This window comes from Streptomyces coeruleorubidus (assembly GCF_008705135.1).
GTDB classification, from domain to species: domain Bacteria; phylum Actinomycetota; class Actinomycetes; order Streptomycetales; family Streptomycetaceae; genus Streptomyces; species Streptomyces coeruleofuscus.
Map to the genome: position 1 here is coordinate 6,336,207 of NZ_CP023694.1, position 21,997 is coordinate 6,358,203.

General features: G+C 69.2%; 24 protein-coding genes. 20 read left to right on the top strand and 4 right to left on the bottom strand.

Going from position 1 to position 21,997, the window contains the following annotated elements; genetic code table 11:
- The first annotated feature begins 162 nt into the window (after positions 1–162).
- From CP976_RS29430 to CP976_RS29515, 18 genes are all read left to right on the top strand, one after another.
- Positions 163–1,299, top strand: a complete 1,137-nt coding sequence (locus tag CP976_RS29430; RefSeq protein ID WP_150483045.1) for an LCP family protein — start codon at positions 163–165, stop codon at positions 1,297–1,299.
- 185 nt (positions 1,300–1,484) lie between these two features.
- Positions 1,485–1,706: a 50S ribosomal protein L31 gene (gene rpmE, locus CP976_RS29435; RefSeq protein ID WP_010040182.1), complete on the top strand. Its 222-nt coding sequence runs from the start codon at positions 1,485–1,487 to the stop codon at positions 1,704–1,706.
- 106 nt (positions 1,707–1,812) lie between these two features.
- Positions 1,813–2,889 carry a peptide chain release factor 1 gene (gene prfA, locus CP976_RS29440; protein ID WP_059417220.1) on the top strand — a complete coding sequence of 359 codons (1,077 nt, stop codon included), beginning with the start codon at positions 1,813–1,815 and terminating at the stop codon, positions 2,887–2,889.
- Positions 2,890–2,977: 88 nt separating this feature from the next.
- On the top strand, positions 2,978–3,817 hold the full coding sequence (prmC, locus tag CP976_RS29445; RefSeq protein ID WP_086852636.1) for a peptide chain release factor N(5)-glutamine methyltransferase: 840 nt from the start codon (positions 2,978–2,980) through the stop codon (positions 3,815–3,817).
- 61 nt (positions 3,818–3,878) lie between these two features.
- A complete protein-coding gene (locus CP976_RS29450) occupies positions 3,879–4,526 on the top strand; it encodes an L-threonylcarbamoyladenylate synthase (protein ID WP_150483046.1) in 648 nt (215 codons plus the stop codon).
- A complete protein-coding gene (locus CP976_RS29455; RefSeq protein WP_059417218.1) occupies positions 4,523–5,203 on the top strand; it encodes an arsenate reductase/protein-tyrosine-phosphatase family protein in 681 nt (226 codons plus the stop codon). Before CP976_RS29450 ends, CP976_RS29455 begins: the two co-directional genes overlap by 4 nt.
- A 71-nt stretch (positions 5,204–5,274) precedes the next feature.
- Positions 5,275–6,513, top strand: a complete 1,239-nt coding sequence (locus CP976_RS29460; protein ID WP_150483047.1) for a serine hydroxymethyltransferase — start codon at positions 5,275–5,277, stop codon at positions 6,511–6,513.
- 129 nt (positions 6,514–6,642) lie between these two features.
- The gene (locus CP976_RS29465; protein ID WP_150483048.1) at positions 6,643–7,986 is read left to right on the top strand and encodes an MraY family glycosyltransferase; all 1,344 of its coding nucleotides are present in this window, start codon (positions 6,643–6,645) and stop codon (positions 7,984–7,986) included.
- A 298-nt stretch (positions 7,987–8,284) separates the two neighbouring features.
- Complete coding sequence (locus CP976_RS29470; protein ID WP_150483049.1) at positions 8,285–8,722, top strand: Cg1360 family ATP-synthase-associated protein; 438 nt, start codon at positions 8,285–8,287, stop codon at positions 8,720–8,722.
- 225 nt (positions 8,723–8,947) lie between these two features.
- Positions 8,948–9,763, top strand: a complete 816-nt coding sequence (atpB, locus tag CP976_RS29475) for a F0F1 ATP synthase subunit A (protein ID WP_483025174.1) — start codon at positions 8,948–8,950, stop codon at positions 9,761–9,763.
- Positions 9,764–9,829: 66 nt separating this feature from the next.
- Positions 9,830–10,069 carry an ATP synthase subunit c family protein gene (locus CP976_RS29480; RefSeq protein ID WP_030246434.1) on the top strand — a complete coding sequence of 80 codons (240 nt, stop codon included), beginning with the start codon at positions 9,830–9,832 and terminating at the stop codon, positions 10,067–10,069.
- A gap of 38 nt (positions 10,070–10,107) precedes the next feature.
- Positions 10,108–10,656, top strand: coding sequence for a F0F1 ATP synthase subunit B (locus CP976_RS29485; RefSeq protein ID WP_086852629.1), 549 nt, complete (start codon positions 10,108–10,110; stop codon positions 10,654–10,656).
- Positions 10,653–11,468 (top strand): F0F1 ATP synthase subunit delta, encoded by an 816-nt coding sequence (locus tag CP976_RS29490; protein ID WP_150483050.1) that lies wholly within the window; start codon positions 10,653–10,655, stop codon positions 11,466–11,468. The genes CP976_RS29485 and CP976_RS29490 overlap by 4 nt, the downstream gene beginning before the upstream one ends.
- 126 nt (positions 11,469–11,594) lie before the next feature.
- Positions 11,595–13,184, top strand: a complete 1,590-nt coding sequence (atpA, locus tag CP976_RS29495) for a F0F1 ATP synthase subunit alpha (RefSeq protein ID WP_150483051.1) — start codon at positions 11,595–11,597, stop codon at positions 13,182–13,184.
- A 21-nt stretch (positions 13,185–13,205) separates the two neighbouring features.
- The gene (locus CP976_RS29500) at positions 13,206–14,123 is read left to right on the top strand and encodes a F0F1 ATP synthase subunit gamma (protein WP_059417211.1); all 918 of its coding nucleotides are present in this window, start codon (positions 13,206–13,208) and stop codon (positions 14,121–14,123) included.
- Entirely contained in the window at positions 14,124–15,560 is a 1,437-nt protein-coding gene (gene atpD / locus CP976_RS29505) for a F0F1 ATP synthase subunit beta (RefSeq protein WP_150483052.1), read from the top strand.
- 117 nt (positions 15,561–15,677) lie between these two features.
- Positions 15,678–16,055 carry a F0F1 ATP synthase subunit epsilon gene (locus CP976_RS29510; RefSeq protein ID WP_053670581.1) on the top strand — a complete coding sequence of 126 codons (378 nt, stop codon included), beginning with the start codon at positions 15,678–15,680 and terminating at the stop codon, positions 16,053–16,055.
- A gap of 130 nt (positions 16,056–16,185) precedes the next feature.
- Entirely contained in the window at positions 16,186–16,632 is a 447-nt protein-coding gene (locus CP976_RS29515) for a DUF2550 domain-containing protein (RefSeq protein WP_150483053.1), read from the top strand.
- 19 nt (positions 16,633–16,651) lie between these two features.
- Here CP976_RS29515 and CP976_RS29520 read toward each other — a convergent pair whose 3' ends face one another.
- From CP976_RS29520 to CP976_RS29530, 3 genes are all read right to left on the bottom strand, one after another.
- Entirely contained in the window at positions 16,652–18,475 is a 1,824-nt protein-coding gene (locus CP976_RS29520) for a glycoside hydrolase family 18 chitinase (protein ID WP_150483054.1), read from the bottom strand.
- A gap of 133 nt (positions 18,476–18,608) precedes the next feature.
- On the bottom strand, positions 18,609–19,250 hold the full coding sequence (locus CP976_RS29525) for a response regulator (RefSeq protein ID WP_150483055.1): 642 nt from the start codon (positions 19,248–19,250) through the stop codon (positions 18,609–18,611).
- Positions 19,247–20,440 (bottom strand): sensor histidine kinase, encoded by a 1,194-nt coding sequence (locus CP976_RS29530; protein ID WP_150483056.1) that lies wholly within the window; start codon positions 20,438–20,440, stop codon positions 19,247–19,249. The genes CP976_RS29525 and CP976_RS29530 overlap by 4 nt, the downstream gene beginning before the upstream one ends.
- A 152-nt stretch (positions 20,441–20,592) precedes the next feature.
- Between CP976_RS29530 and CP976_RS29535 the strand changes: the two genes are divergently transcribed.
- Both CP976_RS29535 and CP976_RS29540 read left to right on the top strand, forming a co-directional pair.
- A complete protein-coding gene (locus CP976_RS29535) occupies positions 20,593–21,168 on the top strand; it encodes a hypothetical protein (RefSeq protein WP_150483057.1) in 576 nt (191 codons plus the stop codon).
- Positions 21,168–21,356, top strand: coding sequence for a DUF5708 family protein (locus CP976_RS29540; RefSeq protein ID WP_150483058.1), 189 nt, complete (start codon positions 21,168–21,170; stop codon positions 21,354–21,356). Before CP976_RS29535 ends, CP976_RS29540 begins: the two co-directional genes overlap by 1 nt.
- Before the next feature lie 15 nt (positions 21,357–21,371).
- Here the strand turns inward: CP976_RS29540 and CP976_RS29545 are convergent, their stop codons facing one another.
- Positions 21,372–21,944 (bottom strand): cob(I)yrinic acid a,c-diamide adenosyltransferase, encoded by a 573-nt coding sequence (locus CP976_RS29545; RefSeq protein ID WP_059417203.1) that lies wholly within the window; start codon positions 21,942–21,944, stop codon positions 21,372–21,374.
- Between the last annotated feature and the right edge of the window lie 53 nt (positions 21,945–21,997).

A 21,997-nucleotide genomic window follows, 5' to 3' on the forward strand; every position in this document is an offset into this window, starting at 1 on the left:
TGCCCACCGCCCCACGCGGTGGGCACAGTCCGTTGTGCAACCCTTTCCCGAGTTTCTCCGTCTGACCAGGCGGAGCGACGATGGTGCCGGGAGGACTCCCCGACCGAACACGCCTGGCACTGACCGCAGGGGGTAACCGACCGTAGACGAGCTGAGGAGCACATGTCTGCCGAGAGCACGCCGGGTCCGGGCATACCGGGCGATACCGGCACCACCGGGCCGCGCCACCGCACCAAGGGCCGACGCCGCAAGCCCCGTAAGCGTCACACGGGCCTGATGGTGACGGCCTGGACCGCCGCGGGCATCGTCGTCCTGGGCGGCGCCGGGGCGGGGTACATGTACTTCAAGCTCAACGGCAACCTGAAGAGCGTCGACATCGACCAGGCCCTCGGCACCGACCGGCCCAAGAAGGCCGACAACGGCTCGGAGAACATCCTCGTCCTCGGCTCCGACACCCGCGCCGGCGGCAACAAGAAGCTCGGCGGCGGAACCGACGACGGCAGCGCCCGCTCCGACACGGCGATGATCGTGCACGTCTACAAGGGCCACAAGAAGGCCAGCGTGGTCTCCATCCCGCGCGACACCCTCATCGACCGGCCCGAGTGCACGGACACCAAGGGCGACGAGCACCCCGCCGCGAACGGCGTGATGTTCAATTCGGCGTACTCCACCGGTGGGGCCGCCTGCGCCGTGAAGACCGTCGAGTCGATCACCGACCTGCGCATGGACCACTACCTGGAGGTCGACTTCGCCGGCTTCCAGAAGCTCATCGACGACCTCGGCGGTGTCGAGGTCACCACGACCAAGCGCATCGACGACCCCGACAGCCACCTGAAGCTGAAGGCCGGCACCCACAGACTCGACGGCGAGCAGGCCCTCGGCCTGGTCCGCACCCGCCACGGCGTCGGCGACGGCTCCGACCTGGGCCGCATCCAGCTCCAGCAGGCCTTCATCAAGGCCCTGCTCAACCAGGTCAAGGAGGTCGGCGTCTTCAGCAACCCGAAGAAGCTGTACGACCTCGCCGAGACCGCGACCAAGACGGTGACGGCCGACTCCGACCTCGGCTCGGTCAACAAGCTCGCGTCGTTCGCCGGGGGCCTCCAGGGCATCACCCCGTCGAACATGCACATGGTCACGATGCCCGTCGCCTACGACCCGGCCGACCCGAACCGCGTCCTCCTCCAGAAGAAGAAGGCCGACCAGATCTGGCAGGCCCTGGAGCACGACAAGCCGATCCCGAAGAGCGCGACCGAGGGCACGGCGACCGGCGAAGCCAAGGGTGTCGTGAGCGGCTCCTGAGAGCGGCGCCCAAGGGGCGCGGGGAACTGCGCGAACGGCCCCCACCGACCCGCAGGGAACAAATATCGGCAACCCCCGGTTTTGGGGGATGGCACCAGTCCTGGCAGACTGGTACGTCGGCTCCGGTTCACGCTCCCGCATCCCGCGGCAGCGACCCGGCGCCCTCCCGAAACCTAGGAGACACCTTGAAGCGCGACATCCACCCCGCGTACGTCGAGACGCAGGTCAGCTGCACCTGCGGCGCGTCGTTCACCACCCGCAGCACCATCGAGTCCGGCGCGATCCGTGCCGATGTGTGCTCCGAGTGCCACCCGTTCTACACGGGCAAGCAGAAGATCCTCGACACCGGTGGCCGCGTGGCCCGCTTCGAGGCCCGCTTCGGCAAGGCCGCCGGCTCCAAGAAGTAGCGAGCCCCATTTCGCCGGTCCGCGGACGCGCCCCCTCACCGGGCGCTCCGGGACCGGCGTTTTTGGTCGCCCGCCCTTCACCCCCGCCAGTACACAGGAGCCCAAGATGTTCGAGGCCGTCGAGGATCTCGTCGCCGAGCACGCCGACCTGGAGAAGAAGCTCGCCGACCCGTCGGTCCACAACGACCAGGCCAACGCGCGCAAGCTGAACAAGCGTTACGCCGAGCTCACCCCGATCGTCGCCACGTACCGCTCCTGGACGCAGACGGGCGACGACATCGAGACCGCGCGCGAGTTCGCCGCCGACGACCCCGACTTCGTGGCCGAGGTCAAGGAGCTGGAACAGCGCCGCGAGGAGCTGACGGAGAAGCTGCGCCTTCTCCTCGTCCCGCGCGATCCCAGCGACGACAAGGACGTCATCCTCGAGATCAAGGCGGGCGCGGGCGGCGACGAGTCGGCCCTGTTCGCCGGCGACCTGCTGCGCATGTACCTGCGGTACGCCGAGCGGGTCGGCTGGAAGACCGAGATCATCGACGCCACCGAGTCCGAGCTGGGCGGCTACAAGGACGTCCAGGTGGCCGTGAAGACCAAGGGCGGCCAGGGTGCGACGGAGCCCGGACAGGGCGTGTGGGCCCGCCTGAAGTACGAGGGCGGCGTGCACCGCGTGCAGCGCGTCCCCGCCACCGAGTCCCAGGGCCGTATCCACACCTCCGCCGCCGGTGTCCTCGTCACCCCCGAGGCCGAGGAGGTCGACGTCGAGATCAACCCGAACGACCTCCGCATCGACGTCTACCGCTCCTCCGGGCCGGGCGGACAGTCCGTCAACACCACCGACTCCGCCGTGCGCATCACGCACGTCCCGACCGGAGTCGTCGCCTCCTGCCAGAACGAGAAGAGCCAGTTGCAGAACAAGGAGCAGGCACTGCGTATCCTGCGCTCCAGGCTGCTCGCCATCGCGCAGGAGGAAGCGGAGAGGAACGCCGCGGACGCCCGCCGCAGCCAGGTCCGCACCGTCGACCGCTCCGAGAAGATCCGCACGTACAACTACCCGGAGAACCGCATCTCGGACCACCGCGTCGGCTACAAGGCGTACAACCTGGACCAGGTCCTGGACGGCGACCTCGACGCGGTGATCCAGGCCTGCGTCGACGCGGACTCGGCGGCGAAGCTCGCGGCCGCGTAGGACCCACAGGAGTAACCACAGGAGTACCGAGCACCGGAGGACTTGCGTGCAGCAGTCATTTGGGGGGCGACCCCCAAGCCCCCGCAGCGTGCTGCTCGCGGAGGTGGCCCAGGCCACCCAGCGGCTCGCCGACGCCGGCGTGCCCTCGCCGCGCACCGACGCGGAGGAACTCGCCGCGTTCGTGCACGGCGTCAAGCGCGGTGAGCTGCACTCCGTCAAGGACTCCGACTTCGACGCCCGCTACTGGGAGGTCATCGCCCGCCGCGAGGCCCGCGAGCCGCTCCAGCACATCACCGGGCGGGCCTACTTCCGGTACCTGGAACTCCAGGTCGGTCCCGGGGTGTTCGTGCCGCGGCCCGAGACGGAGTCCGTGGTCGGCTGGGCCATAGACGCGGTACGGGCCATGGACGTCGTCGAGCCGTGCATCGTCGACCTGTGCACCGGCTCCGGCGCCATCGCGCTCGCCCTCGCCCAGGAGGTGCCGCGCTCGCGTGTGCACGCCGTGGAGCTGTCCGAGGACGCCCTCAGGTGGACCCGCAAGAACGTGGAGGGGTCCAGGGTCGAACTGCGCCAGGGAGACGCCCTGACGGCCTTCCCGGACCTCGACGGACAGGTCGACCTGGTCATCTCCAACCCGCCGTACATCCCGCTCACCGAGTGGGAGTACGTCGCCCCCGAGGCGCGGGACCACGACCCGGAACTGGCCCTGTTCTCCGGCGAGGACGGCCTCGACCTCATCCGCGGCCTGGAGCGCACCGCGCACCGGCTGCTGCGCCCCGGCGGTGTCGTGGTCGTGGAGCACGCCGACACCCAGGGCGGCCAGGTGCCGTGGATCTTCGCCGAGGACCGGGGCTGGACGGACGCCGCTGACCACCCGGACCTGAACAACCGCCCGCGTTTCGCCACGGCCCGCAAGGCGCTGCCGTGAGCACCCCGCAGTCTTCGCAGTCTTCATCCCAGCAGCACGTGTACGAGGAGGCCAGCTAAAGATGGCACGGCGATACGACACCAACGACGCGACCGACCGTGTGACCGGTCTGCGTGAGGCAGCGTCCGCCGTCCGCCGTGGCGAGCTCGTGGTGCTGCCGACGGACACGGTGTACGGCATCGGCGCCGACGCGTTCTCCTCGGAGGCGGTCGCCGACCTGCTGGAGGCCAAGGGCCGGGGCCGCAACATGCCCACTCCCGTCCTCATCGGCTCCCCGAACACGCTGCACGGGCTCGTCACGGACTTCTCGGAGCTGGCCTGGGAGCTGGTCGACGCCTTCTGGCCCGGCGCCCTGACGCTCGTCGCCAAGCACCAGCCGTCCCTCCAGTGGGACCTGGGCGACACCCGTGGCACGGTCGCCGTGCGCATGCCGCTGCACCCCGTCGCCATCGAGCTGCTGACGGAGGTGGGCCCGATGGCCGTCTCCTCCGCCAACCTGACCGGCCACCCGGCGCCGGAGGACTGCGACGCCGCGCAGGAGATGCTCGGCGACTCCGTCTCCGTCTACCTGGACGGCGGCCCGACCCCCGGCAACGTCCCGTCGTCGATCGTCGACGTGACCCGTGAGGTGCCGCTGCTGCTGCGCGCCGGCGCGATCTCCGCGGAAGAGCTGCGAAAGGTCGTACCCGACCTCGAGGTGGCGAATTGACGGCCCCTGGAGCGGGGCGTGGCATAGGCAACGGGGAAAGCGCGGCGGAGATCACGACGACGTTCGTGGGACTTCCGCGTGACAGCTTCCGCATCCTCCACGTCAGTACCGGCAACGTGTGCCGCTCGCCCATCACCGAGCGGCTGACCCGCCATTTCGTGCGGGAGCGGCTCGGGATCCTGGGCGGCGGGCTGATCGTGGAGAGCGCGGGCACCTGGGGCCACGAGGGCGCCCCCATGGAGGCCAACGCGGAGACCGTGCTGGCCGACTTCGGCGCGGACGCCTCCGGCTTCACCGGGCGCGAACTCCTCGACGAGCACGTGATCCGCGCCGACCTGGTGCTGACCGCCACCCGCGACCACCGGGCGCAGGTCATCTCCATGGGGCACTCGGCGGGCCTGCGGACCTTCACGCTCAAGGAATTCACCCGCCTGGTGAAGGCCATCGACCCGGCGACCCTGCCGCCCCTGGAGGAGGGCGTGGTCACCCGCGCGCGAGCGCTGGTGCGTGCCGCGGCGGCTCTACGCGGGTGGCTGCTGGCACCGAACGCCGAGGCGGACGAGGTCTATGACCCGTACGGGGCGCCCCTGACGTTCTTCCGGTCCATCGGGGACGAGATACACCAGGCACTCGATCCGGTCGTCACGGCCCTCACGGGCGTCCCCGCAAAGACGTAACGGCCGAGCGCACCGGGGGCCCCGGGCCTACATTGGACGTACGTCACCGTCGACGCCGCCCGGAGCCCATCATGACGGTCACCCCTGCCATCGAGGCCGACCTCCTGCGCCGCCAGGACCCCGAACTCGCCGACATCCTGCTCGGCGAGCGGGAGCGGCAGGCGACCACGCTCCAGCTCATCGCCGCCGAGAACTTCAGCTCGCCGGCCGTCCTGGCCGCCCTGGGCTCGCCGCTCGCGAACAAGTACGCCGAGGGCTACCCGGGAGCGCGCCACCACGGCGGCTGCGAGATCGTCGACGTCGCCGAACGCGTAGCCGTGGACCGGGCCAGGGCGCTGTTCGGCGCCGAGCACGCCAACGTGCAGTCCCACTCAGGCTCTTCGGCCGTCCTGGCCGCCTACGCCGCCCTGCTGCGCCCCGGCGACACCGTCCTCGCCCTCGGCCTGCCGTACGGCGGCCACCTCACGCACGGCTCGCCCGCCAACTTCTCCGGCCGCTGGTTCGACTTCGTCGGATACGGCGTGGAGGCCGAGTCCGGGCTGATCGACCACGACCAGGTGCGCACCCTGGCCCGCACGCGCCGGCCCAAGGCGATCGTGTGCGGCTCGATCGCCTATCCCCGGCACATCGACTACGCGTTCTTCCGGGAGGTCGCCGACGAGGTGGGCGCGTACCTCGTCGCGGACGCCGCGCACCCCATCGGCCTCGTCGCCGGGGGAGCGGCGCCGAACCCGGTGCCGTACGCGGACATCGTCTGTGCGACGACGCACAAGGTGCTGCGGGGCCCGCGCGGCGGCATGATCCTGTGCCGCGCGGAGCTGGCCGAGCGGGTGGACCGGGCCGTGTTCCCTTTCACACAGGGTGGTGCGCAGATGCACACCATCGCCGCGAAGGCGGTCGCGTTCGGGGAGGCGGCAACACCGGCGTTCGCCGTGTACGCCCATCAGGTGGTCGCCAATGCGCGGGTTCTCGCGGCCCGGCTGGCCGCCGAGGGCCTGGTCGTCACCACGGGCGGCACGGACACCCACCTGATCACCGCCGACCCGGCGCCGCTCGGCGTCGACGGCCGCACCGCCCGGGGCCGTCTCGCCGCGGCCGGCCTGGTCATGGACTGCTGCGCGCTGCCGCACGGCGACGCCCGGGGGCTCAGGCTGGGCACGGCCGCCGTCACCACGCAGGGCATGGGCGAGGCGGAGATGGCACGGATCGCCAAGCTGCTCGCGGGGGTCCTCAGGGGCGTGACGGAGACCGCGAGGGCCCGTGAAGAAGTGCGGGAGCTGGCCGGTGGATTTCCGCCGTATCCCCGCTGAGACGGGGTAGGCGCACCAGGGTGCACAGCTACTCGTGCAACCATCGTCGCTACCCGGAAGTCCCCACTCATATGCGCGCATCGCTAGGGTGTGGGGCTGTGATGGCCAGCGAGACCTGTGGGGAAGCCCGTGCGTGAATACCTGCTGACGCTCTGCATCACGGCCGCGGTGACGTATCTGCTGACAGGGCCGGTACGGAAGTTCGCGATCGTGGCCGGAGCGATGCCGGAGATCCGGGCACGTGACGTGCACCGGGAACCCACTCCGCGGCTCGGCGGGATCGCGATGTTCTTCGGCCTGTGCGCGGGCCTGCTGGTCGCCGACCACCTGACCAACCTCAACCAGGTCTTCGAGACGTCGAACGAACCCCGGGCGCTGCTGTCCGGGGCGGCCTTGATCTGGCTGATCGGTGTGCTGGACGACAAATTCGAACTGAGCGCTTTGATCAAGCTGGGCGGCCAGATGATCGCGGCCGGGGTCATGATCCTGCAAGGCCTGACCATTCTGTGGTTGCCCATCCCCGGCGTCGGAACGGTGTCCGTTACGCCATGGCAGGGCAACCTGCTCACCGTGGCGCTCGTGGTCATCACCATCAACGCGGTCAACTTCGTCGACGGTTTGGACGGCTTGGCGGCTGGGATGGTGTGCATCGCCGCAGCGGCGTTCTTCCTGTACTCCTACCGGATCTGGTATGGCTACGGTGCTGAAGCGGCGGCCCCCGCGACCCTGTTCTCCGCGGTGCTCATGGGTATGTGCCTCGGCTTCCTGCCGCACAACATGCACCCTGCCCGGATCTTCATGGGCGACTCCGGGTCCATGCTGATCGGTCTGGTCCTCGCGGCGAGCGCCGTGTCTGTCACCGGCCAGTTGGACGTTGAGGCACTCAACGTCAACCTCGGCGGTGACCGGGAAACGACCCACGCGATGCTTCCCGTCTTCATCCCCCTGCTGATGCCATTGACGATCATCGCGATCCCGGCCGCCGACCTGATCCTGGCGATCGTGCGCCGCACCTGGCGCGGCCAGTCGCCGTTCGCGGCCGACCGCGGCCACCTGCACCACCGCCTGCTGGAGATCGGCCACTCGCACAGCCGGGCCGTGCTGATCATGTACTTCTGGTCGGCGCTCATCGCCTTCGGGGCGCTGGCCTACTCGGTCAACTCGGCGTCCATGTGGATCGTGCTCGGCATCGTGTTCCTCAGCGCGATCGGCCTGGCCCTGCTCCTGCTGCCGCGCTTCACACCGCGCACCCCGCGCTGGATGGAGCGCTTCGTGCCGCCGCGCTACCGCCGCCGCGGCATCCCGGCCCTGGCGCCCGAGGCCTCGACGCCTGCGTCCGCCACGGACCAGCCGGCCTCGCTCGCGCCCGGGAACCGCGCCCCGGCCGTGTCCGGCGTCTCAGGAGTCAACGGCGCGACCGCCATCGGCGCCCGCTCGCGTCCGGCGGACCGGAGCAAGGCCGGGACAAGGTAAGAATCTGACTAGAGCATTGCCAAGTCGTGGGGTTGTGATGGGGGAGCGAAGTGCCCCAATACCAGACAAGTCGGCGGCGTTCACGCTCAGACGCGCAGGTTCACTCTCATGTGTGACAGTGCGCACACCTTCAGGTAAAGACTGCATCAAATAGTTTGTGATACGGTTCACGAGAACCCCCCGGATAGAGCCGAAGGACCGCAGTGCGACGGTCCATTGGTGTGAGGTCTCCACTCAGCCCGGGACTACGCTCGTCCATGACGACACCCCTGCCCCCTGCGAAAGCGGAGTTGCCGCCATGCCGTCCAATGACGCCCGGAACCTTCTGCAGTGCGCTGTGCCCACAGCGGCTGCCGGTGTGGTCGCCGTCGCCGTCAGCGGCGTGGTGGCCGGAGGCAAGGGGGCTATCGGAGCCGCCGTCGGTACGGCCCTGGCCATCCTCTTCATGGGGATCGGTCTGTACGTACTGCAGCGGACGGCAAAAACGCTCCCGCAGTTGTTCCAGGCCATGGGGCTGATGCTCTACACGGCCCAGTTGCTGCTGCTCCTGATTTTCGTCGCCCTCTTCAAGGACACCTCGTTCTTCAACGCGAAGACTTTCGCCGCCGGGCTCGTCGTCGCGACCGTCGTGTGGATGGCCGCGCAGGCTCGTGCGCATATGAAGGCCAAGATCTTCTACATCGACCCGGACTCCGAGAAGAACGAGAAGCCCGAGAAGACCGGGTCGTCGTCGTGACGAGTAGGGGCGCGATAAAGAGCACTCGGAACTCCTGCTATCGTCCGGTGCCAACTGCGGCATCGCGGGCGCGGGCATCTGAGCTGACGCCTGCTCGAACGCGAGGCTCGATGCCCCTCAGCCGCCCCCACATCCGTAACACCAGTCCGGTGCCGACCCGCGGCTGCGCGCCGCGCCGACACAACGAGGTTGCCGTACCCATGCGTCACGCCGAAGGAGCCCGTGGTGAGTGCTGACCAGACCCAGCTCGCCTTTGACTGGAGCTGTCGGATCATGTCCGACGGGTGTGGTTTTCCGGCACCGGGCCTGCACTCGTTCCTCTTCAAGCCGATCGCCACGGTTGGAGGGTTCGAGTTCAACAAGGTGATGCTGCTCGCCATCATCACCACCATCCTCGTCATCGGCTTCTTCTACGCGGCCTTCGGCAAGGCCAAGGTGGTGCCGGGCAAGCTGCAGATGGTCGGTGAGGCCGGCTACGACTTCGTCCGCCGCGGCATCGTCTACGAGACCCTCGGCAAGAAGGAGGGCGAGAAGTACGTCCCCCTGATGGTCTCGCTGTTCTTCTTCATCTGGATCATGAACATCTGGTCCGTGATTCCGCTGGCCCAGTTCCCGGTCTCGTCGATCATCGCCTTCCCGGCGGTCCTTGCCGTGATCGTCTACGTGACCTGGGTGTCGCTGACCTTCAAGCGGCACGGCTTCGTCGGGTTCTTCAAGAACGTCACCGGATACGACAAGTCGCTCGGCGGCGTGCTGCCGCTCGTGATGGTCATCGAGTTCTTCTCGAACCTGCTCGTCCGGCCGTTCACGCACGCGGTGCGACTCTTCGCCAACATGTTCGCCGGTCACCTGATGCTGGTGATGTTCACCGTCGCCTCCTGGTACCTGCTGAACAGCTGGATGATCCCGGCGGCCGGTGTCTCCTTCGTGATGACCGTCGCCATGATCGGCTTCGAGCTTTTCGTGCAGGCCGTCCAGGCGTACGTCTTCGTACTCCTCGCCTGCACGTACATCCAGGGCGCTCTCGCCAAGCACCACTGAGCCCCACCACCCCCCGTCGTCCGGTGGCCAACCCCCACCGGTCCGTTAAGAGAAGGAAGATTCAGCATGGCTGCCACTGAGACCCTCGCCGCTGTCTCCGGTTCCATCGGTTCCGTCGGTTACGGCCTCTCGGCTATCGGCCCCGGCATCGGCGTCGGCATCATCTTCGGTAACGGCACCCAGGCCCTCGCCCGTCAGCCCGAGGCCGCCGGCCTGATCCGTGCCAACCAGATCCTGGGCTTCGCCTTCTGTGAGGCGCTCGCCCTCATCGGCATCGTCATGCCGTTCGTCTTCGGTATTGATTAAGAACTCCCTACCGACAGGCATCGACGAAAGGCACTGATGTGATCGCCAACCTGGTGCAGCTGGCGGCCGAGGAAGAGCAGAACCCGCTCGTTCCTCCGGGCCCCGAGCTGCTCGTCGGCACCATCGCCTTCGCCATCGTGTTCTTCTTCTTCTGGAAGAAGCTGCTTCCGAACATCAACAAGGTTCTGGAGGAGCGCCGCGCGGCGATCGAAGGCGGTATCGAAGAGGCCGAGACCATGAAGGTCGAGGCCCAGAGCGTCCTTGAGCAGTACAAGGCACAGCTCGCCGAGGCCCGGCACGAGGCCGCGCGCCTGCGCCAGGAGGCGCAGGAGCAGGGTGCCGCCCTCATCGCCGAGATGCGGGCCGAGGGCCAGCGGCAGCGCGAGGAGATCGTCGCCGCCGGTCACGCCCAGATCGAGGCCGACCGCAAGGCCGCGTCGTCCGCGCTGCGTCAGGACGTCGGCAAGCTCGCCACCGACCTGGCCGGCAAGCTCGTCGGCGAGTCCCTCGAGGACCACGCCCGTCAGAGCCGCGTGATCGACCGGTTCCTCGACGACCTCGAGGAGAAGGCCGAGGCCGGCCGATGAACGGAGCGAGCCGCGAGGCCCTGGCAGCCGCACGAGAGCGTCTCGACGCGCTCACGGACTCCACGTCCGTGGACGCCGGCTCGCTCGCCGACGAGCTGGCCGCCGTCACCGCGCTGCTCGACCGCGAGGTGTCGCTGCGTCGGGTCCTCACCGACCCGGCGCAGGCCGGAGAGGCCAAGGCCGAACTGGCCCAGCGCCTGCTCGGCACCCAGGTCAGCGGCCCGGCCGCCGACCTGGTCGCCGGAATGGTGCGCTCCCGCTGGTCGCAGTCGCGCGACCTGGTGGACGCACTGGAGGAGCTGGCCGACACCGCCGACCTCACCGCCGCGCAGAAGGCGGGCAAGCTCGACGACGTCGAGGACGAGCTGTTCCGCTTCGGGCGGATCGTCTCCGGCAGCACCGAGCTGCGTGCCGCGCTGACCGACCGCAAGGCCACCACCTCTGCCAAGAGCGAGCTGCTGCGCGGCCTGCTCGGCGGCCGGGCGCAGGCGGCCACCGAGCGTCTGGTGACGCGCCTTGTGACCGCGCCGCGGGGACGTAGCCTGGAGTCGGGACTGGAGTCCCTGTCCAAGCTCGCCGCCGAGCGCCGGGACCGCATGGTGGCCATCGTCACCTCGGCGGTACCGCTGAGCGACCCGCAGAAGCAGCGCCTGGGCGCCGCCCTCGCGAAGCTCTACGGCCGCAAGATGCACCTCAACCTGGACGTGGACCCCGAGGTCCTCGGCGGAATCCGGGTGCAGGTCGGCGACGAGGTCATCAACGGCGCTCTGGTGGACCGCATCGAGGACGCCAGCCGCCGGCTCGCCGGCTGAGCAGCAACTCAATAGGCATTACGTACTTACGACGGCCCTGGTTGGGCCGTGCAGAAGAATCCTGGGGGTCGCCCCCAGACCCCCAAAGTGAAACTTCGGGCCCAACAAGGAGAGCAGGGAACCCAGATGGCGGAGCTCACGATCCGGCCGGAGGAGATCCGGGACGCGCTGGAGAACTTCGTCCAGGCGTACAAGCCGGACGCGGCCTCGCGCGAGGAGGTCGGTACGGTCACCTTCGCCGGCGACGGTATCGCGAAGGTCGAGGGTCTGCCCTCGGTCATGGCCAACGAGCTGCTGAAGTTCGAGGACGGCAGCCTCGGTCTCGCCCTCAACCTCGAGGAGCGCGAGATCGGCTGTGTCGTCCTCGGCGAGTTCAGCGGTATCGAGGAGGGTCAGCCGGTCTCCCGTACCGGTGAGGTTCTCTCCGTTGCGGTGGGCGAGGGCTACCTCGGCCGCGTGGTGGACCCCCTCGGCAACCCGATCGACGGCCTCGGCGAGATCGAGACCGACAGCCGTCGCGCCCTGGAGCTTCAGGCTCCGGGCGTCATGGTCCGTAAGTCGGTGCACGAGCCCATGGAGACCGGCTACAAGGCCGTCGACACCATGACCCCGATCGGCCGTGGCCAGCGTCAGCTGATCATCGGCGACCGCCAGACCGGCAAGACCGCCCTGGCCGTCGACACGATCATCAACCAGCGCGACAACTGGCGCTCGGGCGACCCGAACAAGCAGGTCCGCTGCATCTACGTCGCCATCGGCCAGAAGGGCTCCACCATCGCCGGCGTCCGCGGCGCTCTGGAGGAGGCCGGCGCGCTGGAGTACACGACCATCGTCGCCGCCCCGGCGTCCGACCCGGCCGGCTTCAAGTACCTGGCGCCGTACACCGGTTCTGCCATCGGCCAGCACTGGATGTACCAGGGCAAGCACGTCCTGATCATCTTCGACGACCTGTCGAAGCAGGCCGACGCCTACCGCGCCGTGTCGCTGCTGCTGCGCCGCCCGCCGGGCCGTGAGGCCTACCCGGGTGACGTCTTCTACCTGCACTCCCGTCTGCTGGAGCGCTGCGCCAAGCTCTCCGACGAGATGGGTGCCGGCTCGATGACCGGTCTGCCGATCGTCGAGACCAAGGCCAACGACGTCTCGGCGTTCATCCCGACCAACGTCATCTCCATCACCGACGGCCAGTGCTTCCTGGAGTCGGACCTGTTCAACGCCGGTCAGCGCCCCGCGCTGAACGTCGGTATCTCGGTCTCCCGAGTCGGTGGCTCCGCCCAGCACAAGGCGATCCGCCAGGTCTCCGGCCGTCTGCGTGTGGACCTCGCCCAGTTCCGTGAGCTGGAGGCGTTCGCCGCCTTCGGTTCCGACCTGGACGCCGCGTCGAAGGCGCAGCTCGAGCGTGGTCAGCGCATGGTCGAGCTGCTCAAGCAGCCGCAGTACCAGCCGATGGCCACCGAGGACCAGGTCGTCTCCATCTGGGCCGGCACCACCGGCAAGATGGACGAGGTTCCGGTCGCCGACATCCGCCGCTTCGAGAAGGAGCTGCTGGAGTACCTGCACCGCAAGGAGCAGGGTCTGCTGACCTCCATCCGCGAGGGCGGGAAGATGTCGGACGACACTCTCCAGGCCATGGCCGACGCCATCGCGGAGTTCAAGAAGCAGTTCGAGACCTCCGACGGCAAGCTGCTCGGCGAGGACGCCCCGGCTGCCGGCAAGTGACGTAAGGAAGGGACCTGACTCATGGGAGCCCAGCTCCGGGTCTACAAGCGTCGCATCCGTTCCGTCACCGCGACCAAGAAGATCACGAAGGCGATGGAGATGATCGCCGCCTCGCGCGTCGTCAAGGCGCAGCGCAAGGTGGCGGCGTCCACGCCGTACGCGACCGAGCTCACCCGGGCGGTCGCGGCGGTCGCCACCGGATCGAACACCAAGCACCCGCTGACGACGGAGCCGGAGAACCCGACCCGCGCCGCGGTCCTGCTCCTCACGAGCGACCGCGGCCTGGCCGGCGCCTTCAACTCCAACGCCATCAAGGCCGCGGAGAGGCTCACGGCGAAGCTCGAAGGTGAGGGCAAGGAGGTCGTCAGCTACATCGTCGGCCGCCGTGGTCTCGCCCACTACAACTTCCGCGAGCGCAAGGTCGCGGAGTCGTTCACGGGCTTCACCGACGAGCCGTCGTACGCGGACGCCAAGAAGGTCGCGGCCCCGCTGATCGAGGCGATCGAGACGGAGACGGCCGAGGGCGGCGTGGACGAGCTCCACATCGTCTACACCGAGTTCGTGTCGATGATGACGCAGACGGCCATCGAGGCCCGGCTGCTGCCGCTCAGCCTCGACGAGGTCGCGCAGGAGGCCAAGCCCAAGGGCGAGATCCTCCCGCTGTTCGACTTCGAGCCCTCGGCGGAGGACGTCCTGGACGCCCTGCTGCCGCGCTACGTGGAGAGCCGGATCTACAACGCGCTGCTCCAGTCGGCCGCCTCCAAGCACGCCGCCACGCGGCGCGCGATGAAGTCGGCCACCGACAACGCCGGTGAGCTCATCGAGACGCTCACCCGGCTTGCCAACCAGGCCCGCCAGGCCGAAATCACCCAGGAAATCAGCGAGATCGTCGGTGGCGCCAGTGCCCTGGCCGACGCGACCGCGGGGAGTGACCGATAAATGACCACCACTGTTGAGACCGCGACGGCTACGGGCCGCGTCGCCCGGGTCATCGGCCCGGTCGTCGACGTGGAGTTCCCCGTCGACGCGATGCCCGAGATCTACAACGCCCTGCACGTCGAGGTCTCCGACCCGGCGCTCGCGGGCGAGAAGAAGACGCTGACCCTGGAGGTCGCCCAGCACCTGGGTGACGGCCTGGTCCGCGCGATCTCCATGCAGCCCACCGACGGCCTGGTCCGCCAGGCCCCGGTGATCGACACCGGTGCGGGCATCTCCGTCCCGGTCGGCGACTTCACCAAGGGCAAGGTGTTCAACACCCTCGGTGAGGTGCTGAACAGCGACGAGGCCTACGAGGGCGAGCGCTGGTCCATCCACCGCAAGGCCCCCGCGTTCGACCAGCTCGAGTCGAAGACCGAGATGTTCGAGACGGGCCTGAAGGTCGTCGACCTTCTCACCCCCTACGTCAAGGGCGGCAAGATCGGTCTGTTCGGTGGTGCCGGTGTCGGCAAGACCGTGCTGATCCAGGAAATGATCATGCGTGTCGCCAACCTCCACGAGGGCGTCTCCGTCTTCGCGGGCGTCGGCGAGCGCACCCGTGAGGGCAACGACCTCATCGCGGAGATGGAAGAGTCCGGCGTTCTGGACAAGACCGCCCTGGTCTTCGGTCAGATGGACGAGCCCCCGGGCACCCGTCTGCGCGTGGCCCTGGCCGGCCTGACGATGGCGGAGTACTTCCGTGACGTCCAGAAGCAGGACGTGCTGTTCTTCATCGACAACATCTTCCGCTTCACCCAGGCCGGTTCCGAGGTGTCGACCCTGCTCGGCCGTATGCCCTCCGCGGTGGGCTACCAGCCGAACCTGGCCGACGAGATGGGTGTCCTCCAGGAGCGCATCACCTCGACCCGTGGTCACTCGATCACCTCGATGCAGGCGATCTACGTCCCCGCGGACGACCTGACCGACCCGGCCCCGGCCACCACCTTCGCCCACCTCGACGCGACGACGGTTCTGTCCCGTCCGATCTCCGAGAAGGGCATCTACCCGGCCGTGGACCCGCTGGACTCCACGTCCCGGATCCTCGACCCGCGGTACATCTCGGCGGACCACTACAACGCCGCGATGCGCGTGAAGAACATCCTGCAGAAGTACAAGGACCTGCAGGACATCATCGCGATCCTCGGTATCGACGAGCTCGGCGAGGAGGACAAGCTCGTCGTCCACCGTGCCCGTCGCGTGGAGCGCTTCCTGTCCCAGAACACTCACGCCGCCAAGCAGTTCACCGGCGTGGACGGTTCGGACGTGCCGCTGGACGAGTCGATCGCCGCGTTCAACGCGATCTGCGACGGCGAGTACGACCACTTCCCGGAGCAGGCGTTCTTCATGTGCGGTGGTCTCGAGGACCTGAAGAACAACGCGAAGGAGCTGGGCGTCTCCTGACCCGGGCAGTGCTCGAGTCATGAGGGGGCGGGGTTCGTCCCGCCCCCTCATTCACGCCTACTAGACTTGTAACCAACACCCGGCACTCCCGCCGGGTGGTGACCCGAGGAGCCACCCTTGGCTGCTGAGCTGCACGTCGCGCTGGTCGCGGCCGACCGTGAGGTCTGGTCCGGCCAGGCCACCCTGGTCGTCGCGCGCACCACGTCCGGCGACATCGGCGTCATGCCCGGTCACCAGCCGCTGCTCGGTGTGCTGGAGTCGGGCCCGGTGACCATCCGTACGAGTGATGGCGGGACGGTCGTCGCCGCGGTCCACGGCGGTTTCATCTCGTTCGCGGACGACAAGCTCTCGCTGCTGGCGGAAGTCGCCGAGCTGTCGGACGAGATCGATGTCCAGCGTGCCGAGCAGGAGCTCGAGCGCGCGAAGGCGGAGGACGACGCGGAGGCCCAGCGCCGCGCGGACGTCCGTCTGCGGGCTGCCACGGCGGCGCGCTGACCCCGTCCGCCGTGTGATGACGTCACTCAGCCGCGGCTGGGTACCGGAGAGATCCGGACCCAGCCGCGGCTGAGGCGGATGTGGGTGATTTTTACGTTCCGTTACCTAGGAGACGAGGAGGTCGGTGTCGATGGTCCTCGCTCTGACTGTGTGCGGAATCGTGGTGGCCCTCGTGGTGGTGGGCCTGTTCGTCTTCGGTCTGCGCCGCCGGCTCATCCAGCGCTCGGGCGGCACCTTCGACGCCAGCCTGCGCTGGGACACCCCTGAGCAGAGCGACGCCAACGGCAAGGGCTGGGCCTACGGGGTGGCCCGGTACAACGGCGACCGCGTCGAGTGGTTCCGTGTCTTCTCGTACTCCCCGCGCCCCCGCCGGATCCTGGAGCGGTCCGCGATCGAGGTGGCCGGCCGCCGGGTCCCGGAGGGCGAGGAGGAGCTGGCGCTCCTCTCCGACCACGTGATCCTCGCGTGTCTGCACCGGGGGACCCGGCTGGAGCTGGCCATGAGCGAGGACGCGCTGACCGGTTTCCTCGCGTGGCTTGAGGCAGCCCCGCCCGGTCAGCGCGTCAATGTTGCTTAGGTCGGCTTAGGTTCGTCTGTCAGTCGAGCCCGTTGTCGATGGCCGTCACCAGCTCACCGTTGCCGGTGTCGCCGCTGAACTCCCAGAAGAAGGCCCCGCCCAAGCCCTGGTTCTCGGCCCACGCCATCTTCGATCCGATGGTGGCGGGAGTGTCGTACGACCACCAGTTGCTGCCGCAGTGCGCGTACGCGGTGCCCGCTATGGTGCCGGTGGCCGGGCAGGAGTTCTTGAGGACCTTGTAGTCCTCGATGCCCGCCTCGTACGTACCGGGAGCCGCGCCGGTCGCCGTGCCGCCGGGGGCGGACTGGGTGACGCCGGTCCAGCCGCGGCCGTAGAAGCCGATGCCGAGCAGGAGCTTGGCGGACGGGACGCCCTTGGCCTTCAGCTTGGCGATGGCGTCGGCCGAGTTGAAGCCCGCCTGCGGGATGCCGGGGTACGCGGTGAGCGGGGAGTGCGGGGCGGTCGGGCCGTCCTTGTCGAAGGCGCCGAAGTAGTCGTACGTCATCACGTTGTACCAGTCGAGGTACTGCGCGGCACCGCCGTAGTCGGCCGCGTCGATCTTGCCGCCGGAGGAGCCGTCGGCGGTGATGGCCGCGGTGACCAGGTAGTCCGGGCCGAACTCGGCACGCAGTGCCTGGGAGAGGTTCCTGAACGCCGCCGGGCCCGAGGTGTCGCAGGTCAGGCCGCAGGCGTTCGGGTACTCCCAGTCGATGTCGATGCCGTCGAAGACGTCGGCCCAGCGCGGGTCCTCCACCACGGCCTTGCAGGACTTGGCGAAGGCGGCGGCGTTGGCCGCGGCCTGGCCGAAGCCGCCGGAGTAGGTCCAGCCGCCGAACGAGTACAGCACCTTGATGTGCGGGTACTTGGCCTTGAGCTGGCGGAGCTGGTTGAAGTTGCCGCGCAGCGGCTGGTCCCAGGTGTCGGCGGTGCCGCTGACGGACTGGTCGGCGGTGTAGGCCTTGTCGTAGGCGGCGTAGGTGTCGTCGACCGTGCACTGGCCGTTCTTGACGTTGCCGAAGGCGTAGTTGATGTGCGTGATCTTCGACGCCGAGCCCGAGGTCACCAGGTTCTTGACGTGGTAGTTGCGGCCGTAGACGCCCCACTCGGTGAAGTAGCCGAGCTTGATCTTGTCGCCGGTGGGCGGCTCGGTGGTGCCGCCGGTGGTGCGGACCTTCACCGCGCCGCTGACCGGGCCGGTCTGGTCGGCGGTGTCGCGGGCCTGGACCGAGTAGGAGTAGTCGGTGCCCTTCGTCAGGCCGGTGTCGGTGTACGACGTGGCCGTCACCGTGGCGACCTTGGTGCCGTCGCGCAGGACGTCGTAGTTCTTGACGCCCTTGTCGTCGGTGGCGGCGGACCAGGTCAGCTTCACCGAGTTGTCGGTGATGCCGGAGGCGGTGGGGGTGCCGGGGGCGCTCGGAGCGCTGTCGCCGGGCTCGGTGGTGCCACCGTCGCAGCTGCCGCCGTTGAGCTCGCAGTTCGCGGGGGAGCCGGAGCCGGTGCCGTTGAAGCCGAAGGAGACGGAGGCGCCGGGGGCGAGAGTGCCGTTCCAGGACTTGTTCTTCGCGGTCCAGTGGGTGCCGGAGGAGGTGACGTCGGCGTCCCAGGCGGAGGTGACGGACGTGCCGGAGGGGAAGTCCCATTCGACGGTCCAGGAGCTGAGGGTCGTGGTGCCGGTGTTCTTCACCGTCCACTTGCCTTCGAAGCCGGAGCCCCAGTCCTGCGTCTTGGTGTAGCTGGCGGTGGCGGATGTCGCGGCCTGGGCCGGGCTCGCGAGGCCGACAAGACCGGCCAGCGGGAGCAACAGGGTCGCGAACCCTGCCGCGGCTCTGTGTCTGAAGCGCATGCTGCGCCTCCTCGATGGAGTTGTGGGGGCGTGACTGAGCCTCACGCCCACTCATGGTGCGGTGAGAATAGAAAGGTCTGGACCACCGGTCAATAGGTCTGGACCACCACGGCCGTAGTGATCTGCGGCCGGATCAGATCCCCAACTCCTGCGCCAGAACGGCTGCTTGCACCCGGCTGCGCAGCTCCAGCTTCCCCAGCAGGCGGCTGACGTGCGTCTTCACGGTCGCCTCGGCCATGTCGAGCCGCTCGGCGATGCCCGCGTTGGACAGGCCCTCGCCGAGGCAGGACAGCACCTCGCGCTCGCGCCGGGTCAGCCGGTCGAGGACGGCCGGGTCGGCCGCCGGCTCCCGTGCCGGTTTCGCGGCGAACTCCGCGATCAGCCGCCGGGTGACCGCCGGGGCGATCAGTCCCTCCCCGCCCGCCACCGTCCGGACGGCCTCCAGCAGGTCCTTCGCCTCGGTGTTCTTCAGCAGGAAGCCGGAAGCGCCCGCCCGCAGCGCCCCGAAGACGTACTCGTCGAGGTCGAAGGTGGTCAGCACCAGCACGTCGGCGAGCCGTTCCCCGACGACCTGCCGGGTCGCCGACACTCCGTCCAGGCGCGGCATCTGAATGTCCATCAGCACCAGGTCGGGCCGCAGCTCGCGGGCCAGTGCCACCGCCTGTTCGCCGTCCGCCGCCTCGCCGACCACCTCGATGTCGGGCGCGCTGCGCAGGATGAGGACCAGGCCCGCGCGGACGGCGGACTGGTCCTCGGCGACCAGGACGCGGATCATGCGGTGTCTCCTTCGGCGGTGTCGGGTACGGGGAGGGTGGCGCGTACGGCCCAGACCTTGCCGTCGGGCGAGTCCTCGGGGCCGGCTTCGAACGTGCCGTCGAGCAGGGCGGTGCGCTCGCGCATGCCGATGAGCCCGGCGCCCGAGCCGGGGGCGCCCGGCTGGTCCCGGTCGCCGTACGGGCTGGTCACCGAGACGGTCAGCGCACCGTCCTGCCGGGCGAGGGCGACGGCGACCAGGCCGGGGCCGGCGTGCTTGAGGGCGTTGGTGAGGGACTCCTGCACGATGCGGTAGGCGGCGAGTGCGACGGGCGCGGGAACCGTCCCGTGGGCGGCGTCGAGGGTGATGTCGAGGCCGTTGGCGCGCGCGTTCTCGACCAGGGAACCGAGACCGTCGAGCGTGGGGGCGGCGACCGGCTCGGTGTCGCCGCTGGAGTCGCGGAGGATCCCGATGAGCCGCCGCATCTCCGCGAGCCCCTCCACGCTGTTCTCGCGGATGACCCTCAGTGCCTCCTGGGAGGTCTTCGGGTCCTGGAGGGAGAGCGCGGCGGTGGAGTGGATGGCGATCGCGGACAGGTGGTTGGCGACCATGTCGTGCAGTTCGCGGGCCATCCGGGCGCGCTCGGCGGTGACCGCCTGCGTGCGGTCCATCTCGGCGAGCAGCGCGGTCTGCTCGGCGCGCAGCCGGGCCGCCTCGGCGGCGTCGCGGTGATTGCGGACGATCAGGCCGGTGGAGGCGGGGGCGAAGGCCACGAGCCCCGTGACCACACCGACCAGCAGTGCCTCGGGCTCGCGCCACAGGGCGAACGGCACCACGGCCCCGGCCAGCGAGAGCAGCCCGGTGATCCGCGGGATGCGGTGGGCCGAGGCGGGTGGGCCGTACAGGACGGCCGCGTACATGAGGTCGGTGTACATCAGGACGGTGACCAGGTTGCCCTGGGTGACGGTGTCCAGGACGAGCGCGGCCGTGCCGGTCAGCAGGGCCGCGCGCGGGGCGGTCCGGCGCAGCAGCTCGCAGCCGGCCATGACGAGCAGCGGCAGCAGGACCGGCCAGCGGCCCGGCAGGAACACGTACGCCTCGGTGTGCGGACGGGTGGCCAGACCGACGCCCCAGAGCAGCAGCCCGCCGAGCAGACCGCCGAGCGCGACGTAGACGTCGAAACGACGTGGGCGGGGGAGTCGTACGGCCATGCCACCATCCAACACGCCTGTCCCGCCGTGTGCGTGGACCCCGCGGAGGGTCCCTCACTGCATCTTTCGATGTACCGCGGGTTCGTCAGTCGCGACGACGATTCCGGCCGCGCCGACCGGGAGCCTTGAAGGGTGACCGAGAGGAGCGAACCGTGATCGTCGCCTTGATCGCCGCCTGTGAGATCGGCTTCTGGGTGCTGCTGGCGGCCGGACTGGCCTTCCGCTACCTGCTGCGCATGCCGCGTACGGGGCTGGCACTGCTGCTGTGCGAGCCGCTGCTGGAGGTCGTCCTGCTGGTCGCCACCGCGCTGGACCTGAAGAACGGTGCCGAGCCGAACTGGACGCATGGGCTGGCCGCGCTGTACATCGGCTACACCGTGGGGCACGGTCACCGCACCGTGAAGTGGCTCGACGGCCACGCGGCCCACCGCTTCGGCGGCGCCCCGCCGCCACAGCGGCCCCCGCGCTACGGCATGGCCCGGGCCCGTCACGAGGGCAAGGTCTGGACGGGCACGCTGGTGGGAGCGGCCGTCGCGACCGTGCTGCTCCAGCTCGCCATCTGGTACGTCGACGACCCGAGCCGCGTCACCTCCCTGGAGAGCTGGCGCTACGCGGCCTGGCGCGCGGCAGGCATCCACGGCCTGGTCGCACTGAGCTACTGGATCTGGCCGCGGAAGGCTCCCGCGGGGGAGACGGAGGTCGCGCAGGAGAAGGAGAGGGTGCGGTGATGAGCAAGGCCCGCGGGAACCTTGTGGAAGGGACCGTCACCTTCCTGATCGGCCTGGGGTTGTGGCTGTTCACCGGCGACGTGGAGGTCCCCGTCGTCACTCTCACGAAGGTCGGTGTCGTGATGATGTGCGTCGGCGGCGTGCTGGTCGCCGCCGGGCTGTGGCAGGGGGCGCGGCGCCGGACCTGAGCGCGGCCCCCAGGGTCAGCGCTCCCCGCCCGGCACCCACAGCACGTCCCCGACCTCCTTGTTCGCCGTCCTCGCGAGGATGAACAGGAGGTCGGAGAGGCGGTTGAGGTAGGTGGCCGTCAGGGGGTTCATGACCTCTCCGTGCGCCTCCAGGGCCGCCCACGTCGAGCGTTCCGCTCGGCGGACCACCGTGCAGGCCTGGTGGAGCAGGGCCGCGCCGGGGGTGCCGCCGGGGAGGATGAAGGAGCGGAGCTTTTCCAGGCCCTCCAGGAAGTGGTCGCAGTCCGCCTCCAGCTTGTCGACGTAGGACTGCTCGACCCGCAGGGGCGGGAACTCCGGGTTCTCCACCACCGGCGTCGACAGGTCCGCACCCACGTCGAACAGGTCGTTCTGCACGCGGGTGAGGACCTTGACGACCTCCTCGTCCAGGCCGCCCAGCGCGATCGCCGTGCCGATCACCGCGTTCGCCTCGTTGGCGTCGGCGTACGCGGCGATCCGCAGGTCGGTCTTGGCGACCCGGCTCATGTCGCCGAGGGCGGTCGTGCCCTGGTCGCCGGTCCTGGTGTAGATGCGCGTCAGATTGACCATGTGGCCAATCTAGACGTTCGTGTCATGGGAGCACCCTTCACCTTTTGGTCTCG

Bases quoted from the DNA above. Each gene is read 5' to 3' on its own strand.
- atpA (WP_150483051.1), top strand. From the start codon at position 11,595: ATGGCGGAGCTCACGATCCGGCCGGAGGAGATCCGGGACGCGCTGGAG.
- CP976_RS29515 (WP_150483053.1), top strand. From the start codon at position 16,186: ATGGTCCTCGCTCTGACTGTGTGCGGAATCGTGGTGGCCCTCGTGGTG.
- CP976_RS29520 (WP_150483054.1), bottom strand. From the start codon at position 18,475: ATGCGCTTCAGACACAGAGCCGCGGCAGGGTTCGCGACCCTGTTGCTC.
- CP976_RS29500 (WP_059417211.1), top strand. From the start codon at position 13,206: ATGGGAGCCCAGCTCCGGGTCTACAAGCGTCGCATCCGTTCCGTCACC.
- CP976_RS29470 (WP_150483049.1), top strand. From the start codon at position 8,285: ATGCCGTCCAATGACGCCCGGAACCTTCTGCAGTGCGCTGTGCCCACA.
- prfA (WP_059417220.1), top strand. From the start codon at position 1,813: ATGTTCGAGGCCGTCGAGGATCTCGTCGCCGAGCACGCCGACCTGGAG.
- CP976_RS29450 (WP_150483046.1), top strand. From the start codon at position 3,879: ATGGCACGGCGATACGACACCAACGACGCGACCGACCGTGTGACCGGT.
- CP976_RS29490 (WP_150483050.1), top strand. From the start codon at position 10,653: ATGAACGGAGCGAGCCGCGAGGCCCTGGCAGCCGCACGAGAGCGTCTC.
- CP976_RS29460 (WP_150483047.1), top strand. From the start codon at position 5,275: ATGACGGTCACCCCTGCCATCGAGGCCGACCTCCTGCGCCGCCAGGAC.
- CP976_RS29525 (WP_150483055.1), bottom strand. From the start codon at position 19,250: ATGATCCGCGTCCTGGTCGCCGAGGACCAGTCCGCCGTCCGCGCGGGC.
- CP976_RS29540 (WP_150483058.1), top strand. From the start codon at position 21,168: ATGAGCAAGGCCCGCGGGAACCTTGTGGAAGGGACCGTCACCTTCCTG.
- CP976_RS29530 (WP_150483056.1), bottom strand. From the start codon at position 20,440: ATGGCCGTACGACTCCCCCGCCCACGTCGTTTCGACGTCTACGTCGCG.
- CP976_RS29480 (WP_030246434.1), top strand. From the start codon at position 9,830: ATGGCTGCCACTGAGACCCTCGCCGCTGTCTCCGGTTCCATCGGTTCC.
- CP976_RS29430 (WP_150483045.1), top strand. From the start codon at position 163: ATGTCTGCCGAGAGCACGCCGGGTCCGGGCATACCGGGCGATACCGGC.
- CP976_RS29545 (WP_059417203.1), bottom strand. From the start codon at position 21,944: ATGGTCAATCTGACGCGCATCTACACCAGGACCGGCGACCAGGGCACG.
- atpD (WP_150483052.1), top strand. From the start codon at position 14,124: ATGACCACCACTGTTGAGACCGCGACGGCTACGGGCCGCGTCGCCCGG.